General features: G+C 70.6%; 15 protein-coding genes. 3 read left to right on the top strand and 12 right to left on the bottom strand.

The window, feature by feature from the left end; translation table 11 throughout:
• Window positions 1-2 precede the first annotated feature (2 nt).
• Complete coding sequence (locus tag BT364_RS26645) at window positions 3-428, top strand: hypothetical protein (protein WP_072487774.1); 426 nt, start codon at window positions 3-5, stop codon at window positions 426-428.
• Window positions 429-485: 57 nt separating this feature from the next.
• Here the strand turns inward: BT364_RS26645 and BT364_RS26650 are convergent, their stop codons facing one another.
• The 9 genes from BT364_RS26650 to BT364_RS26690 all read right to left on the bottom strand — a co-directional run bounded on the left by BT364_RS26650 (window position 486) and on the right by BT364_RS26690 (window position 5,856).
• Window positions 486-1,244: a hypothetical protein gene (locus BT364_RS26650; protein WP_072487775.1), complete on the bottom strand. Its 759-nt coding sequence runs from the start codon at window positions 1,242-1,244 to the stop codon at window positions 486-488.
• 90 nt (window positions 1,245-1,334) lie between these two features.
• On the bottom strand, window positions 1,335-1,463 hold the full coding sequence (locus tag BT364_RS43320) for a hypothetical protein (RefSeq protein ID WP_256260239.1): 129 nt from the start codon (window positions 1,461-1,463) through the stop codon (window positions 1,335-1,337).
• A 370-nt stretch (window positions 1,464-1,833) separates the two neighbouring features.
• Window positions 1,834-2,289 carry a hypothetical protein gene (locus BT364_RS26660; protein ID WP_072487896.1) on the bottom strand — a complete coding sequence of 152 codons (456 nt, stop codon included), beginning with the start codon at window positions 2,287-2,289 and terminating at the stop codon, window positions 1,834-1,836.
• An 87-nt stretch (window positions 2,290-2,376) separates the two neighbouring features.
• Window positions 2,377-3,219, bottom strand: a complete 843-nt coding sequence (locus BT364_RS26665; protein ID WP_072487777.1) for a helix-turn-helix domain-containing protein — start codon at window positions 3,217-3,219, stop codon at window positions 2,377-2,379.
• Window positions 3,216-3,752 (bottom strand): DUF6879 family protein, encoded by a 537-nt coding sequence (locus BT364_RS26670; protein ID WP_072487778.1) that lies wholly within the window; start codon window positions 3,750-3,752, stop codon window positions 3,216-3,218. The genes BT364_RS26665 and BT364_RS26670 overlap by 4 nt, the downstream gene beginning before the upstream one ends.
• A gap of 6 nt (window positions 3,753-3,758) precedes the next feature.
• Window positions 3,759-3,968, bottom strand: a complete 210-nt coding sequence (locus BT364_RS26675; RefSeq protein WP_072487779.1) for a hypothetical protein — start codon at window positions 3,966-3,968, stop codon at window positions 3,759-3,761.
• A gap of 255 nt (window positions 3,969-4,223) precedes the next feature.
• Complete coding sequence (locus BT364_RS26680; RefSeq protein WP_371268651.1) at window positions 4,224-4,730, bottom strand: DUF6879 family protein; 507 nt, start codon at window positions 4,728-4,730, stop codon at window positions 4,224-4,226.
• A 44-nt stretch (window positions 4,731-4,774) separates the two neighbouring features.
• The gene (locus BT364_RS26685) at window positions 4,775-4,981 is read right to left on the bottom strand and encodes a DUF397 domain-containing protein (protein ID WP_079179650.1); all 207 of its coding nucleotides are present in this window, start codon (window positions 4,979-4,981) and stop codon (window positions 4,775-4,777) included.
• The gene (locus BT364_RS26690) at window positions 4,978-5,856 is read right to left on the bottom strand and encodes a DUF5753 domain-containing protein (protein ID WP_072487781.1); all 879 of its coding nucleotides are present in this window, start codon (window positions 5,854-5,856) and stop codon (window positions 4,978-4,980) included. Before BT364_RS26690 ends, BT364_RS26685 begins: the two co-directional genes overlap by 4 nt.
• A gap of 433 nt (window positions 5,857-6,289) precedes the next feature.
• On the opposite strand from BT364_RS26690, the gene BT364_RS26695 reads away from it, so the two are divergent.
• Together BT364_RS26695 and trpS are read left to right on the top strand one after the other, a co-directional pair.
• Entirely contained in the window at window positions 6,290-6,703 is a 414-nt protein-coding gene (locus BT364_RS26695; protein WP_072487782.1) for an ATP-binding protein, read from the top strand.
• A gap of 178 nt (window positions 6,704-6,881) precedes the next feature.
• The gene (gene trpS / locus BT364_RS26700; protein ID WP_072487783.1) at window positions 6,882-7,928 is read left to right on the top strand and encodes a tryptophan--tRNA ligase; all 1,047 of its coding nucleotides are present in this window, start codon (window positions 6,882-6,884) and stop codon (window positions 7,926-7,928) included.
• A 4-nt stretch (window positions 7,929-7,932) separates the two neighbouring features.
• Here the strand turns inward: trpS and BT364_RS26705 are convergent, their stop codons facing one another.
• From BT364_RS26705 to BT364_RS26715, 3 genes are all read right to left on the bottom strand, one after another.
• The gene (locus tag BT364_RS26705; RefSeq protein WP_072487784.1) at window positions 7,933-8,541 is read right to left on the bottom strand and encodes a 3'-5' exonuclease; all 609 of its coding nucleotides are present in this window, start codon (window positions 8,539-8,541) and stop codon (window positions 7,933-7,935) included.
• 76 nt (window positions 8,542-8,617) lie between these two features.
• The gene (locus tag BT364_RS26710) at window positions 8,618-10,612 is read right to left on the bottom strand and encodes an NAD-binding protein (protein ID WP_072487785.1); all 1,995 of its coding nucleotides are present in this window, start codon (window positions 10,610-10,612) and stop codon (window positions 8,618-8,620) included.
• A gap of 30 nt (window positions 10,613-10,642) precedes the next feature.
• On the bottom strand, window positions 10,643-15,601 hold the full coding sequence (locus BT364_RS26715) for a DNA repair ATPase (RefSeq protein ID WP_072487786.1): 4,959 nt from the start codon (window positions 15,599-15,601) through the stop codon (window positions 10,643-10,645).
• Between the last annotated feature and the right edge of the window lie 16 nt (window positions 15,602-15,617).

Genomic DNA, 15,617 nt, shown 5'->3' on the forward strand with positions numbered 1-15,617 from the left:
AATTGTCGTGGTTCATAGCCCACTGCAGGCGGTTCGGGGCGTCCTTCATCCGGGATTCAGCCTACGACGGCCAGATCACCACGGGCGCCCCGCAGCCGCTGCCGGAAGAGGCGGCGCTCGACGGCGTCGACGAGTTCCTGTCCACCTGCTGCGCGGGGCCGTACACCTGGCCGTACGAGCCCGCCGTCGTCGGCTACCACGCCACCGAGGGCCAGTCCTGGCGCCTCTCGCTCTCCGCCGACGGCGTACGGGCCACCCACTTCCCCGAGCCCGGCACGGAGCCCGGCACCGCTGTCGACGCCTCCCTCCGGGGCACGGCCGGTGAGCTGGTCCTGGCCCTGTACAGCCGTGTTCCGGTGGACTCCCTGAAACTCGACGGCGACCGGCGCATCCTCGACCTGCTCCTGGAACGGGACCCGGACGCGTAGCCGGTGCAGGCCCGGTCGGAGTCCGGCGTCGCGCAGCCGGAGGGCGCATCGCCTCTGTCAGCCATCACCGGTGATCTCCTCGACCTTGCGGTACAGCGCGGCCTTCATGTTCGCCATGCGTGCCGGGTCGGGTCGTGGATGGGCCCAGCGGTTCCGGCGGAAGACGGTTCGCGGCATCGGGGCGCTTCGCAGGAACTCGGTGAACGCCCCGTCCGCCCACGGCGGCACCCACGCGCCCGATCGGCATACGAAGACGAGGTCGAACGCCACGGGCGGGGGTGTGCCGTCGTCGATGGTCATGGTGACGGGAACGAGCGGGGATTCCGGCGGCCGGCCCAGTGACTCGCGCCAGGGCGGGAAGTGGACGTGGAGATCGGAGCCTGCCCACGCGTGAGCGAGCATCCAGTTCTCGCACCGGATGCCATCGCCGGATTCCTTCCAGGCGTCGAAGCTGTCGTGGTTCGTCCGGTATCCGGCGTCGTGGTGGGCGTCGTACAGGTGGACCGAATCCCAGGCAGGCGCATCCGCGCCGAGGTCGGAAGGCCAGAGGTGGGCCGCCCACGCATTGCTGTCGGCATACGTGAGGGGCGTGCCGGGAGCGAAGGCGAAGCGGTCCCAGAAGCCTTGCCATCCCTCCACCTGCGGCAGATCGATTCCCGCTGCCCGGAAGTCCCGGAGTCTGGCCTCCCAGACGGTCTCCGTGTGGAACTCGTCCTCGGCCACCGGCCAGGCGAAGAGTTCGTCGTGCGGGCCTTGGGGGCCACCCGAGGCCGGGGTGGGAAAGAAGAAGTCCCAGTCGACGACCAGGAGATTCATGCGCGGAGTCTCTTTCGAGTGGGTGAGGCCCCCGGCCGGAACCGGGGACCTGCTCCTACTGTTCTCGGGACGGTGACCGGCTGCGGGTGATCAGTGGCCCGGGGAGCCGCTCCCGCCGTTGCCGTCGCCGTCCTCGATGTCGGTGTCGTCCGACCCGTGGCCCCCGTTGTCCCCGCCCGATACGGTTGCCTGGCGCGTCAGTGCTTCTTTGAAGGTCAACGCTGTCGCCTCCTCAAGTCACCAGGACAAGGCGATTCCTTGCCCTGCCGTGCACTTGCAGCCCGCCCCCGGACGGTCTTGCCGGACATTCCCGGGGGCGGGACCTCAGCCGTCCTCGCCGTTGGTGCGGGGCCTGCGGGTGAGGGCGGAGTCCTGGAAGCAATTCACTCCGGGTGACCACCGCGGCAGGTGATGCAGCAACGGGGAAACCACTGGACGGTGGTGCCGAAGGCGTCGGTCTCGCGTGCGCCCAAGTTCACGGCGGTGCGCGCCGACAGGGCTGCTGAGCACCACACGCAGTGCACGCCGCGCCGCTGTTCCCGGGAGAGTGCGGCCACGGGCGGCAACTCGCCGGAGCTTTGGAGATCTGTCATCCGAAAGCCGCTGCGGGCAGGCGCGAACACGCTGCTCGGACATCGAAGGCAGCGCCGAGCTCGGCGGGATCGGTCAGCCGCCCCGCACCGTCGGGCTTCTCCAGCCAGCCAAGCCCATCGATGTACCGCTCGGCCGGTGGGCATCGCAGTGGCTGGCCTTCGGGGCGGACGCGCAGCCCGGGGATGCCCGCGAGGAGGGCTTCCGCGTACGGCGGTGCCAGCCACCACGCGAGGTCCTCGCCGGGACGGACGAGGAGGGGGCCGAGCCGGTCAGGGGCGATGTGTTGCAACGCGTGGACGGAGCGCATCAGGTCTGCTTCGACAGCGACCCAGCGTCGCTCGGCGCGAATGAGGGCGAGACCGTCGGTTGCCCAAGTGCGGTGTACCTGTACGGGGTCGGAGGCGCAGGAGGCCAGCCAGTCCGAGCCCGGATTGCGTGTGCGAGGGGCCATGACCCGCACCGTACGGAGGCTGAATGTGGAGTTGTGGGCCAGTTGCGGCAGATTGCGCAAGGTGTCATGACGGTTGGGGTTTGTTGCCTACGTGGGGCTGAGGTGGGCGCGTGCACGTCCAATGAGGCGGTGCGCTTGGTGGCCGAACACGGCCGAGTTCCGGATCTGGTCCCAGAGCTTCACGTAGAACGCGATCTCCTCGGAGGAGTCGAGCCACACTTCGGCATTCCAGGTATCGGCGATGACTAGGCGCTCGTCGATGATCCAGAAGCCGTGTTTGGGTGAGAACGGGGTGCGTACACCAAGCGGCACGATGCCGATGGTGACCGTGTCCATGCCGACAAGGCCGGCCAACCGGTCAAGTTGCGCAATCATGCTCTCCGGCGAGCAGCGCACGACGTGCAGAGCGCCTTCCCATATAAGAGCGTGGAAGTGATGGCCCGGCTGGTAGAGCGCCTCCTGGCGCTTCATGCGGGCGCGCACGCCTTCTTCGACGTCGCTCGGTGAGCCAATTCGGTTGGACACATCCGTCAGTACGCCACGCGCGTAGTCGGGGGTCTGGAAGATCCCAGGAATGATTCCCGACTCGAAGAGGTGGACGGTCTCCGCTTCCATCTCTTGAACGGCGTTGGCTTCCTGGAGTGCGCGGTGACCGCCGGCAAGCTGCCGTCTCCAACTGCGGTACGTGGTCTCCAGACCGCGCAACCGTCCCCTGAGTTCCCCTGAAGCCTCGTGGGCCCCTGCCGCACGAGCCCACGCCTCCAGATCGGCGGTGGTGGCAGTCTGTTTTCCGTTCTCCAGCCGCGACACCTTGGACCGCTGCCAGCCAAGTGCCTCGGCGAACTCCTTGCCGTTCAGCCCTGCCTCGGTGCGTAGCTCACGAAGCCGCGCACCGAGGGTCTCGCGGGCCTGTTGAAAATCGGTGCTCACACAGTTGAAGCTACCTGTGTCACGAATTCCGTGCGTGGGATCGCACGATGCCAGGCCGCGTCTCGCACCTGGCAGAACGCGAGGATGCGTGCCGGGTCCTCGACCAGTTCGGTTCCGAGCAGCCTGTCCTGCTCGTCGAAGTGCAGTACCAGAGCGCGGCGTGAGTCGAACAGCCAGAAGTCCACGTCAGGGAGGCCCAGTTCGCTGGCATCCGCACGCCACAGGTTGCGAATGTCCTCTCCCGCAGCGTTGTTCCGTGCCGCGCTGGCCAGAAGGAACAACTGATCCTCGGTCGGCGGAGAGTCGACGATGCGTACGCGCTCGATCCGCTTGCCCTGCTCGGTCTGGAAGCGGATGTTCGCGCACCATGGGCTGTTCGTGTTGTCCGGCAGTTCCTCGCCGGACAGGAACTGCTGGTACCTCTCCGAAGTCCGGTCGGAGTCATAGCCTCGACGGGTTTCCAACCGCCACGCCGTGTGCTCGAAGCCGGTGAAGTAGTCGCCGAACGTCTCGTCGTCGATGAACAGCGTCACTGGGTTCTACTCCTTGGGGCCGAAGCGGGTGAGCAGGTCGCGTGGGACAACGACGAACGACTCCCCGTCAAGAATGTTGGCGAGCTGGGCAATGTCCTCGGGGTCGTCGACGGTGTAGCCCTGAACGATGATGTCGCCGGTCTGCGTGTCTTCGTACAGCGTGGGGCACTTTCCCTCCTCGGACGTTGTGCCGAGCATGCGGAGCTGTCGGGCCATGACGTCTCTCCCTGAAGCGCAACCGATGGGGTCTTCAGCATGCTTGGGATCGCTGCGGGGTGCTGGACGATTGCGCGGGATTGCCCGTTCCTGGTCACTCTGGATCGTTGTTGCGTGCAATCAGGAGCTGCTCGTGGACCGAGAGATCCGGTGGCGGAGGCCCGTGTCTCCCTGATCTCCCGAAGCCGGTCCGCTACGACTTTGCGGGCTTTCCGGTCGATGAGGGGGACGCGGGCATGTCTGGCTGCGGTCTTGTCAGATCCGGTACTCCTCATGGGGCGTGGCGCGTTCCCAGACAGTGTCGAACGCCGCCGCGCAGAACTTCGCCACGTCCTTCCGTTCGTCCATCTCCGGGCCCGCTGAGGCTCCTTCGCCCGTGAAGTGATTCCACATGATCAGGCGCCCGTCGAACAGCCAGAAGTCGTTGCCCGGCAGGGCCAGATCCGAGGCCCTGCGCCGGGGCAGCCACCGGACCTCTTCGCCGGCGGCGATGTTCTGGTAGGTGCAGTCGTGTTCGTACCTGATGTAGGCGCTTGCAGGCTCGGAGACGACACGAGCACGGCGGAGCACGACCCCTCTCGCAGTCGCATCGCGCACCCACGTATGGAAGTCGATCCACCACGTGGCCGGATCGGGTTCAGGGCGCCACCCGGTGCGCCACATGTCGAACTCGGCCGCCTCATCCCCGATCCCGTACGTATCGCGGAGTTCGAGGTGCACGGTCGAATGCCGCGTGGTGGCCAGCAGGTCAGCGAACGCCAAGATGGTCTGTCACATCACATGCCTCTCGCAGCGGGCGTCGAGTGTCAGGCGTCGGCGGAGAAGGCGTCCGCCTTCACTGCCGTCAGGAAGGTCGACCACGGGCCGGAGCCGAGGTGCAGGAGAGGCCCGGGGAGGCTCTTGCTGTCCCGGATGGCACGGCCACCGTCGGCGGTTTCGGCTATCTCCAGGCAATCGCCCTGCTGATCCGAGTAGGACGACTTGCTGAACGCAGTGGTGATCTCGGTTGTCACGATGCCTCTTCTGTGGGCTGTTCTGCGTTGCGGAGGAGCTGCCGAATGCGCCCGGCACTCTCCTTCGGGGACATGGCTGCTGAGCGTAGTTGGTCGAAGACGTTGGCGTAGAGGGCCAAGTCTTCCGGCGCCTCGACTACGGACGTGTTGGCCACGTTCCGTACGGCAACCGCCTCTACATTCGGCTCCACTCCGAACGAGAAGGCCACGAAGGGGCCGGACATCCCGGCGACCTTGCTGGCGGCAGTCGGGAGCATCTGGACGGTGACATTCTGCCGCTGTCCGATGTCGAGAAGTCTCAACCACTGGCCAGCGCAGTTGTCGGGGTCGTCGGCAAGGGCGGTGATGGCGGGCTCCCAGATGATGGCCGTGAAGTGTGTTCCGCCCGCTTCGATTCTCTTCTGCCGCTCCTGGCGCACTTTGACCAATTGATCGACTCGGTCGGGTGAGATGAACGTCGGTCCGGAAGTGATCACGGATCGCGCGTACTCCGCCGTCTGCAAAAGCCCTGGGATGAGAGCAGGTTCCCACGATCGAATGTTGGTGGAGTCGTTTTCGAGTGTGATGTGGTCCGCGTAGTCGGGCCGGACGGTCTCCTGGTAGTCGAGCCACCACCCGCGTTCATTGCTCGCACGTGCCCAACGTTCCAGCCGTTCCCGCTCGCCGGGGTCTTGGACGTCGAATCGGTCGAGAAGCGTGCGGACCTCCAAGGCCGAAGCCGACACCAAGCCGCCCTCCATGCGACTGACCTTGCTGACCGACCTCATGATTGCCTCGGCCGCAGCGGCCTGATCGAGCCCTGCCGCTTCGCGGTGGCGTTTCAGTGCCGTTCCAAGTCGTCGACTCCGAACGGTGGGCCTCCCACCTGCGGGCATCGCACCTCCTCAATTCGTGCGCAAATTTGCGCTCGTGGCACTTGCAGTAGTGATTCGAACACGCCTAGCGTGATTGCGTCATGCAGCGCACGCAACAGTGTGCACTGCGTGGGTTTCCGTCTGTCGTGACGGCAAGGACCCCCGCGACCGTGGCACCGGTCCGGGGGCGTGGCCAACGCTTACGAAGGAGCGTCAACGTGTTGAACTTTATCGTCCGATTCCTCGGATCACTCCGGTGTCTCTTAACTCGACGTCCGGGCGGGGAGCGGTGGGGTGGTGAGCTCGTACGGCCTTGCTTCCCCGCCCGTCAACGGATCCAACTGAAAGCTAGTCAAGCCGAGTTCGCCCGGCGGGGGCGGCGGCGGGGTTGGTGGCTGGTGCAGCAGGGGATCGAGGCAGGGCCGAGCCTTGTTCTCGGTGCGGTGGTGGACCGGTGAGCGGGACGGCGGACCGTACCGTGGTGCGGCGCTGGAGCCGGCATCCGCGGTGTGTGTCGCTGGCTCGGGCGGAACTGCGTACCGCGCTTGCGGGCTGGGGGCTCTCGGAGTGGGAGGAGTCGGCGGTGCTCGTGCTGTCCGAGCTGCTGACCAACGCCGGGCAGCACGCCCGGGTCTCGCCGGGGCGGAAGATCGAGACCAGGTTCCGGCCGCTGGGTGACGGGGTGCGGATCGAGGTGCACGATGCCTCGGACGTACCGCCACGACCCCGCGAGCCGGAGCCCGGTGCGTGTGGCGGGCGGGGGCTGGTGCTGGTGGGTGCGCTGGCGGACCGGTGGGGGTACGGGACGCGCCGTGGGCCGGGAAAGGTCGTGTGGGCGGAGTTCGGTTCCGTTAAGCTCGCTCCATGACCTCCGTACTGTGCCGAAACTGGTGGCGCTCCTCCTAGGAGCGGCCACCTCCCTTCTGCACGGAATCAGGGCCGTTCGATATGGACGGCCCTTTTCTGCGCCCTCGTACGGGTGCGGATGCCGGTGATCACGGCGGGCCGTCCTCCACGCAACCAGCATCGCGAGGAGAGAGACCCCCATGAGTATCGCCACCGCATCGCCCGAGCAGCGCGCCGCCGAGCTGGAGGCGCGGATCCGGCAGGCGCCCGACCGGTTCCGGGTGATGACCGGGGACCGGCCCACCGGGTCGCTGCACCTCGGGCACTACTTCGGCACCCTCCACAACCGCGTCCGGCTCCAGGAGCTCGGGGTGGACGTCTTCGTGATCATCGCCGACTACCAGGTGCTCACCGACCGGGACGTCGCCGACCGGCTCGGCGAGTACATGGAGGGGATGCTGCTGGACTACCTGGCCATCGGGATCGACCCGGCACGCTCGACGGTCTTCAACCACAGCGCCGTGCCCGCGCTCAATCAGCTGATGCTGCCGTTCCTGAGCCTGGTCTCCGTCGCCGAGCTGAACCGCAACCCCACCGTCAAGGACGAGATCGCGCACTCCCGGCAGTCGGCCGTCAGCGGGCTGATGTTCACGTACCCCGTGCACCAGGCCGCCGACATCCTGTTCTGCAAGGGGAACCTGGTGCCGGTCGGGCAGGACCAGCTGCCGCACCTCGAAGTCACACGGATGGTCGCCCGGCGCTTCAACGAGCGGTACGGGGCGGTCTTCCCGGAACCGGACGCGCTGCTCTCCGACGCGCCGCTCCTCCTCGGCACCGACGGCACCAAGATGAGCAAGAGCCGGGGCAACTCCATCGCGCTGGGCGCCGACGCGGACGAGACCGCCCGGCTGATCAAGGGCGCGAAGACGGATGCCGAGCGGTACATCACCTACGACCCCGAGAACCGGCCCGGGGTGGCCTCGCTGGTGCTGCTCGCGGCGCTCTGTCTGGGACGGGAACCGCACGCCGTGGCCGAGGAGATCGGTGGGGGTGGCGCGGCCGTCCTCAAGCGGACCGTGACCGAGGCCGTCAACAGCCGGATGGCGCCGGTCCGGGCCCGGCGGGCGGAGTACGCGCGGGACATGGGGTACGTACGGTCGGTGCTCCGGGACGGGAACGAGCGCGCCAACGAGATCGCGGCGGCGACGCTGGAGGAGGTGCGGGGGGTGATGGGCGGCGGGCTCTAGCCCCTCAGGGGGTGGCTTCCGGCCAGGCGCCCCGGGCCGCCACCTCCAGGATCAGGGCCGCGATGTTCCAGGCGTCGTCCGCGCCGCTGTGGTGGCGGCCCTCCAGGGGGAGGCCCGCCACCTCCAGGGCCTGGGCCATGCCGGGGCGCTTGCGCAGGCCGTAGGCGGAGGTGAAGGGGAGCTTGGCGTTGGTGTGGCGGTGGCCGAAGGGGTACCGGGTTCCGGTCGCCCGGCACTGGCGGGTGAACTGGTTGCGGTCGTAGTCGCCCCAGCTGGCCCAGGGGCGTATGCCCGCCCGGTGCTCCGACGCCAGCAGGCGGCAGGCTTCGGCGAAGGACACGCCCGTGTCCACCTCGGCCTGGGTGAGTCCGGTCAGCTCGGTGCAGAAGGCGCTGACCGTGGACCGGGCGGGCCGGACCAGGATCCGGTGGCGGGCGAGCCTTCCCCAAGCTCTCAACTCCGTTCGAGCAGGGGAGACCCCATCGGCCGCGCGCAGGTCGACGACGGTCAGCCCGATCTCGATGATCTCGCTCACCGCACCGGGCGGCGGCTGCCCGTCCCAGCACGTCGCCTCGATGTCGATCACGTTCAGGAGTTCGGGGGCCGTGTCCATGGGGGCAGGGTAGGGGTCGGGGCGCGTGCCGGGCATCCGGATTGCGGCGTCCACCGGCCCCCGCGCCGGACACGGCCTACGGCCTCGGGACCACCGGGCGGCGTCGGCGGAGGAGTTCGGCCAGGCCCCGGCGGGTCGCGGCGATCACCACCCGGTCCTCGGGGCGCAGTACGTACCCGGGGTGCAGGTCCCAGACCAGGCCGGACGGGCGGTCCGGGGTGGCCGAGTCGGGGAAGGCCAGGCCCGGGCGGCGGTCGCCGGGCGGGGTGGCGTCCAGGGCGAGGACCCGCCAGGCGCCCGCCCGGAACGCCTGCTCCACCGTGCGGCCCTCCAGCTGCGGATGGCCCGCCACCTCGACCGCCGCGAAGAGCATCACCTTCCGCTCGACCGGGATCGCGCCCAGGATCTGCCGGCCCATCATGGCGACCGCGAAGGCGGGGGCGGCCAGATGGGAGACGGAGCGGGAACGGGTCACGGCATGGGGGTGGGCGGTGCGCAGGGTGCGGTAGACGGCGGTGGCGAACTCGTCGTCGTACAGGCGCAGCGCCACCCGCAGGTCCGGCTTGACCGAGCGGGCGTAGAGGGCCGCTTCCAGGTTGGTGGTGTCGGCGCTGGTCAGGGCGAGGAGGGCGCGGGAGCGCTGGATCTTCGCCGCCTCCAGGACGCCCTCCTGGGTGACGTCGCCGAGGACCACCGGTACGTGCAGCCGGCGGGCGACGGGGATGCCGCGCGCGTCCGGGTCGTTCTCCACGCAGACCACCGGTATGCCGAGTTCGCGCAGCCGGACGAGGACCCGCGTACCGATCTTGCCGAGGCCGAGCAGCACCACATGGCCGGACAGGCCGCGGGGCGGGCGGCGCAGCGAGGATGCGGTGCGCAGCGAGCCGAAGGCCTCCAGGACGCCCGCGACGAGGAGGGGGAGCAGCATCAAACCGGCGACACCGGAGAGGAGTTGGATGATCTGGCGGGCCGTCTTCTCGCCGATCGCCGGGTCGCCCATCGCGAACAGGTCGAGCAGGGTGAGGTAGGTGGCGCGCAGGGGATCGGCGCCGGTGGTGAGCGTGGAGGCGATGGCGAGGGCCGGCACGGCCAGGCCGACGCCCAGCGCCGACCAGCGCAGCCGCCGCGAGAAGACCTGGCCGAGCGGTGCGCCCCGGCCGCCCATCCGGGACGGCGGGCCGGACGGGCCGGCCTGGCTGACCGCTTCCAGGACGATCGTGCCGCGTCCCGTCGCCGCCGCCACCTGCCGTTCGTCGGGCAGCAGCCGGGGGCCTTCGTCGCCGCTGCTGTCGGAGCCCTCGGTGCCCGCCGGGTCATGGGTGGTGGAGGAGAGCAGCGCGAGGGTGCACAGGCCGGGGTCGGCGATCTGGCCGCCCCCGGGCGGGGTGCGTTCGGCGGCGCGCAACAGCAGGCCCTCCGCCTGGATGACCTTGCTGGAGCCGGTGAGGACGGTCGCCGCGAGGGCGGGGGCCGCGGTGTCGGCGTCGGAGAGCACGGTGGTGGAGGCGTCCAGCGCGGCCCGGTCCAGGCCGGGGGTGGCGAGGGCGGCGGCCTGGTCGAGCAGGGTCTCCAGGTGCTGGCCCAGCTTGCGGTTGTAGAGGCGGATGACCAGCCGGAGGCGGGGGTTGATGCGGCGGGCGGTCAGCGCGGCGCGGATGTTGCGCTCGTCGTCGTCGTAGACCAGCGCCAGCGCGGCGGCCGATTCGATGCCCGCCTCCTCGAAGGCCTCGTCGGAGGGCTCCAGGGCCTCCATGATGCGGACCGCCTCGACCCCGGCGTTGGTGTCGTCGCCGAGCGCGTCGGCGCCGCCCCCGCCGTTGCCTCCGTTGCGGTTCATCGCCGAGGACATGCGGCCGAACAGCGCCGCCGCCAGACCCCGTCCGGCCAGCGGGAGTTCGGGGCGGCGGGTGTCACATCCGGGCGGCAGTACGAGAGTTACCCGCTCCCCGTACACATAGCGCAGTTCGACGGCGAGCCGCCGGGCCAGTGCGTCGTCGCCGCAGACGACCATGTGTCCGCTGAACGGGGAACGTTGGGGCTGCTGGGGGAGTGAGGGCACGTGACCCAGCATGCCTTGTTCCTCTCCTGCGCGAGTATGCGGTCAGTGATCTCCCATCGGTCCGGCGGGCGGGGGTGCCGCGTGCCGGGCCTGCGGGTCGGTGAGCAGATGGCGCGGGTCCGCGACCCGTACGATCGCCGACTCCACGGCCGCGATCCGGTCCGCGAGCAGCCCCAGCGCGGCGACGGCCCGGGTCATGGGGTCGCCGTCCGGGCCGCCCAGCGCCTGCGTACGGACGTAGGAGGCGGTGATCGCGGACCAGCGCGCGGACTGTTCGGGGGTGAGCCGGCCGCGCAGCGCGGCGAGCTTCAGCAGGTTCGACTCCGCGCCGGACGTCAGTGTCTGGGCCTCGCCCGCGTAGTGGTCGTCGACGACGGCGGACAGTTCCGCGTCGTTCATCACCGGCACGATCCGCTCGGCGATCTTGTTCATGTTGCGGTACGAGCCCTGGAGCCGGAACGGCGGCTCGGTGCGCGTCGCGTCCGTCTGCGCCGCCGAGGCGATGTACGCGGCGTTCACGGCGAGCACCGTGTCCCGGGCGGTCAGCAGATGGCGCAGGACCGCGACGATCCGGTCCACCTCGGCGGGTGTGTACGGGTGCTCCAGCCGGTCCGTGCCGGGCGCCGGAGCGGTGCCGGAGGCCAGGCGTACGAACCGGACGAGGTCCTCGCGGGAGCGGCCGGCGAGCGGGGCCAGCACCGGGTTGGCGGTCAGCGCGTTCTCGACGAAGCTCAGCGCGAAGACGTCCTCGCGGCCGCTCAGCACCTCGCCGAGGTTCCAGACGTCGGCCCGGTTGGCGAGCATGTCGGGGATACGGAACCGCTCGCCCGACTCCGTGTACGGATTGCCCGCCATGCACACCGCGAACCGCTTGCCCCGCAGGTCGTGGCTGAGCGGTTCGCCGTCCCGCACGCCCTCGATGCGGCGGGTGGCGTCGCAGAGCGGGATGAACTTCTGGAGCAGCTCCGGAGATGTGTGCTGGATGTCGTCGAGGTAGAGGAGCGTGTTGTTGCCGGACTCCAGCGCGAAGTTGATCTTCTCGATCTCCTGGCGGGCGGTCGCGGTGCGGGCCTGGGCCGGGTCGAGCGAGGTCACGTCGTGGCCGAGGTTCGGTCCGCTGATCTTGACCAGGACCAGGCCGAGCCGGTCGGCGACGTACTCCATCAGCGTCGTCTTGCCGTAGCCGGGCGGCGACACGAGCAGCAGCAGGCCCTGCGAGTCGGTGCGCCGCTCGGCGTCGGCGGTGCCGAGCTGCTTGGCGAGGCTGTCGCCGATCAGCGGCAGATACACCTCGTCCAGCAGCCGGTTGCGGACGAACACCGACATGACGCGCGGCCGGTGGTCGTCCAGCCGCAGCCGGGCCCGCTCGGCGTTCACCAGCGCCGTCCGCCGACGCTGGTAGGCGCGGAAACCGGGGACGGCCACGGTACGGAACTCGGCGGTGCGGGCGAGGAGTTCGTCGAGCCGGAGGGTCAGCACGCCCCGGTCGATGCGTGGATGGGTGCCGAGCAGGCCGTCCACCCGCGCGGTCAGCGGGGCCTCGCAGTCGTACCGGTCGAGCATCGGCTCCGGGCACAGCTCCACGGCGACCGCCTCCGCGAGGTCCCCCGCGTCGATCCCGGTGCCGCTCGCGGCGGCGTACGGGGCGAGCCAGCCCTCGACGAGCTGGCGGCGGGCGGGCAGGTCGTCGCCGAGCGCGGCGAGATCCTCGTCGTACGCCGAAGTCCCCGTCGTACGGCGGAACTTGTCCAGGAATGTGCGGGCGGCGGCGCTGGTGACGAAGCCGGCCGGGCCGCTCGTCAGCTCCTCGAAGAGGTACGCGGCGACGGCGGACGGCGCCTCGCCGCCGATGACGGCCGCCCACTCCTCCTGGAGGGCCTCGACGGCCGGGGCGAGGCCGAAGGTCTCCCGGGCGCGGGCCAGCGAGAGCGCCCGCCGGGTCCATGAGGTGCGCCGGGCCTCGTCCGTGCCGTACGCCCAGAAGAGCTGGGCCGCCGCCCGTACCGCGGGCGGACAGCGCAGCAGCCCGGCCCCGGAGTGCAGCCGCAGCAGGGCGGTGAGGATCGCGGTGGCGTCCTCGTCGTGGACGCCGCGCTGATATCCCTCGTCGTACGCGGCTGCGGCAGACTCCCTGACCAGAGCGGCGAGTTCGGCCGGGTCCAGGGCGGCGAGGGTGTCCGCGCCCCGCTCGTCGAGGAGCCGGGCGGCCAGGTGCTCGCCCCGGTAGACGTGCGGGGACTCCGAGGGGAGGGTCTGCTCCCAGTACGGGCGGGTCGCCTCGAACTCCGGGTCGGTGACCGGGGCGCGGTAGTCCGTGCCGGTGAGGGCGAACGCCAGCCGGTCCCCGTGCGGGACGAGCGTCAGGTCGAAGGGCTGGGTGTTCACCGCGAACCGGTGCCGGCCCAGCCGGATCACGGCGCCGCCGTCCGCGTACAGCTCACTGCGGTCGCGCAGCGCCCGCCCGGCCTCCTGGCGGGCGGCCAGCAACTGCCCGTCGAGCTCCTCGGCGCGCACCGGATCGCCGAGTGAGCGCAGCTCCTCGGCGGTGCGGCGGATCTTGGCGGCCATCGGGTCGGAGGAGAAGTAGGTGTGGACGGCGTCCAGGTCGGGCAGGGCGGACAGCCGCCGGGAGACCGTCTCCAGGACCCGGGCCGCCGAATCCGCCAGCCGCTCTGCGCGCCGGGCGCGGGCGTCCTGCAGGGTCTGCTTGCGGGCCGAGAACGCCTCGTACACCTCCGTACGGCGCTCGGCCAGCTCGGACAGGAAGTCGTCGAACTCCGCGAACCGTGACTCCAGGTTCTCCAACTGGAGCAGCAGCCGGGCCAGTTGCTCGTCACAGGCGTCCGGGGTGTCCGAGGCTGCGATCGCCCCCGTGACGGCCTGCCCGAGCAGGGCGAACTCGGCGGCGAACTCCGCGCGGCCCTCGTGGTCGAGGAGTTCGCGGCGGCGGGCCTCCAGCGTGGCGCGGGCCCGGTTGACCCCGCCGAGGACCTCGGCGATCCGCTCCAGGATCGACGTGCGGACCGTGGTGTCGCCGATGTCGAGACCGGCGACGACATCCGTGACGGCGCTCAGGCCCTCCGTCATCCCGCTCAGCCGCTCGCCGAGCGCCGCCGCGTCCGCGACGGTGGCGAGCGCGGACGCCTCGGCGGTGAGCCGGGCGATGTCCTCGTGGTAGCCGGTGAAGGCGTCGTCCCGGCCGAGGAAGGCGACGGCGCGCTGCGCGGCCGATTCGAGATCGGCGGCGGTCGCGGTGGAGAGTTCGGCGATCCGCCCGGTGTCCGCGTACCGCATCTCGGCGAGCGTCGCCAAGTGGCCGTGGGCATGGCGCAGTTCGGTGAGCTGGGCCACCCAGGCGGCGGCCGAGCGCGGGGCCTCGCCGCGGATGCGGCGGATGAGCGCGGTGATCCGTTCGGCCGCCCCGTCGAGTGCTTCGGCGGCCTGCCGGGTCAGCTCCCGCACCGTCTCGAACTCGGTCAGCACCTGCTGGGCGGTGGCCTTCAGCTCCGCCAACGGGTCGGCCAGTGCGCCGAGTCCGGCGTCGGTGAGCCAGTGGTAGCGGTCGGTGGCGCGGGTGCAGTCCGTGACCAGCTGCGCGTACACGGCGGCGGTCGGGGTGGTCTCGGCGGCGCTGTGCGCCAGTGCCAGGCAGTCGGAGATCCCGCGCACCAGATCGGCGTTGCCGACCCGGGCCAGCGGACCCGTCCCGGCCGGACGGGAGGCCGCGTAGGTGTCGGAGACGTACGGGGTCCGCCAGCGCTGCAAGGGGTGGACGCGGGCCGGTTCGTCGCCGGTGGCGGTGGTGCGCAGCAGGACGAGGGTGCCGTCGTCGAGCAGGGCGTGGCCGCGGCCCTGGAGCGGGGTGGCGACCTCCTGCCGGATCAGGTTGTAGGGCAGCAGCAGCTCGCGGCCGTCGTCGGGGGAGCGGAAGACGTACAGGACGTCCTCGCCGTTCGGGGAGCGGACGGCGCCCTCGAAGACCGGGTCGGTGAGCGGCTCCGCGATGTCGAAGGTCTTCGCGGTGCCGGTGGTGAGGTAGTAGCCGCCGGGGAAGATGATCCCCTGGTCCTCGGGGAGCCGGTGGCAGGCCGGCCCGATGCCGTCCAGGCGCAGTACGGTGCCGAGCAGCGTGTTGAAGACCAGGTGCCGCCAGGACTCCTCGTTGTACGGGCGGACGCGGAGCAGGACCAGCGGCCCGATCGTGGCGTGCTCGACCTCCGCGTCGGCGAGCGACTGGAGGGGTTCGGCGACCGGTTCCTCGTAGATCCCGTCGGGGGTGTCGGTGTCGTTGACCGTCTTGACGGTGAGGGTCCCGCCGAGCGTGTCGACGAAGAGCACGGCGGCATCCGGGCCCTCCCCGCCCACCGCGATGTGCGGGTGCCGGCCGAGGACGTGCGACTCGCGCCCGGCGGCGGTCCAGGAGAAGTCGTGCGAGGGCGGGAAGACATGGTCGCGGTCGCCGCGCGCGTCGAGGAACGCGCCCGGAGAACCGTCCGCGGCCAGCGCCCAGCGCAGCACCCGGATGCCGTCCGCGCTCTCGCCGGTACGGAAGACGGCGAGCAGCTTTCCGTCCACCCGGCGCAGCCGCAGCAGCCGGGCGTCGCGGTAGTAGCGGTGCAGGGCCGTGAACTCGCGCACGAAGCTCTCGTCGGCCAGCAGCCCGTCCTCTGCGGGCGAGTCCAATTCCGGCCCGTACAGCGAGAGTACGTCGGAGACCTCGGCCGGGTCCGCCGCGCCCGGACCCCGCCCGAAGCCGAACAGCAGCCGCCCGCCGACGGCCACCAGATCGCGGGGCACCGCCGCGTACCCGGTGCGGATCTGCTCGGTGCCGGTGAGCCGGAGCCCGGTCGAGCCGAACTCCTCGGTGCGCCGCGCGTTGAGCTCCTCGGCGCGGCGTGCCAGCTCGGCGGCGCGGTCGCCGAGCCGGCGGCGCAGCACGTCGTACGTACCCGCGTCCACGGGGCCGCCGGTGGGCGCTGCGGTCGTGGTGTCGGTGTCCATACGTACGGCTCTCCCT

Origin of the sequence: Streptomyces atratus, from assembly GCF_900119365.1 — a bacterium.
Taxonomy (GTDB): domain Bacteria; phylum Actinomycetota; class Actinomycetes; order Streptomycetales; family Streptomycetaceae; genus Streptomyces; species Streptomyces atratus_B.